The following is a 977-nucleotide window of genomic DNA, read 5'->3' as shown; positions in this document are numbered from 1 at the left end:
CTAGGGCGTGTCTCCTATATCCGTGACCAGGTGAGGCACGCGGCCAGGACGACGGCGGCGCGGTAGGTGATGGCGAGCTTGTCGTAGCGGGTGGCCAGGCCGCGCCACTGTTTGATCAGGGCGAAGTGGCGTTCGACGACGTTGCGGCCGCGGTATGCGCCGGTGTCGAGCTGGGGCGGTCGCCCGCCGCGGTGTCCGCGCCGTTGGCGGGCGGCGATCTCGTCGGACTTCTGCGGGATCACCGCGCGGATCCCTCGTGCGCGCAGGGCGCGCCGGTAGGTCCCGGCGGAGTACGCCTTGTCGGCGATCACCGCCTCTGGTCGGGTGCGTGGACGGCCCTGCCCGGTGCGCGTGACGCGGATGTCGCCCAGCACCGACCCCATCAGGGCACCGTCGTTGCGGTGTCCGCCGGTGATCACCGCGGCCAGCGGACGACCCCGTCCGTCGACCGCGGCGTGGATCTTGGTGGTCAGCCCGCCGCGGGAGCGTCCGATGCCATGACCTGCAGGTTCACACTCCTCGATCGGCAGATTCCTGTGATTCGACACTGCCCCCTGTGTCCTGCTCGGGGCGGGTGGTGTTCGTGGCGTGCTGGTGAGCGCGGGTGATCGTGGCGTCCACCGACACCTTCCAGTCCACCTGCCCGGCCCCGTCGGCCTGGGCCAGCAACTTGGCCAGCACCCGGTCCCAGGTCCCGTCCGCGGCATAGCGGCGGTGCCGCTTCCACGCGGTCTGCCACGGCCCGAACTGCTCACGCGGCAGGTCCCGCCACGGGATCCCGGTGCGATACCGGTAGGCGATCGCCTCGACCACCCGCCGGTTGTCCCCGAACGGATGCCCCTGCCGGCCCTCGTTGGAGGGCAGCAACGGCTCGATCCGAGCCCACTGCTCATCAGAGAACACCTGGAACCGCGAAGCCGACGTCACCCACCTAGCCTCCCGCGAGCCTCACCCCAGGTAAGGGAGACACGCCCTAG

Annotated in this window: 1 protein-coding gene; it reads right to left on the bottom strand. The window is 70.7% G+C overall.

What is annotated here, in order from left to right; translation table 11 throughout:
- Positions 1-14 precede the first annotated feature (14 nt).
- A protein-coding gene (locus L0B03_RS18405) for an IS5 family transposase (RefSeq protein ID WP_374205032.1) occupies positions 15-927 on the bottom strand; the annotation gives its coding sequence in 2 pieces (ribosomal slippage) (positions 15-554 and positions 556-927; 912 coding nt in all).
- Positions 928-977: the final 50 nt, after the last annotated feature.

Source organism: Actinotalea sp. C106 (genome assembly GCF_023630195.1).
Lineage (GTDB): Bacteria > Actinomycetota > Actinomycetes > Actinomycetales > Cellulomonadaceae > Actinotalea.
The sequence above is the reverse complement of the archived record's forward strand: the minus strand, read 5'-3'. Positions and strand labels throughout refer to the sequence as shown.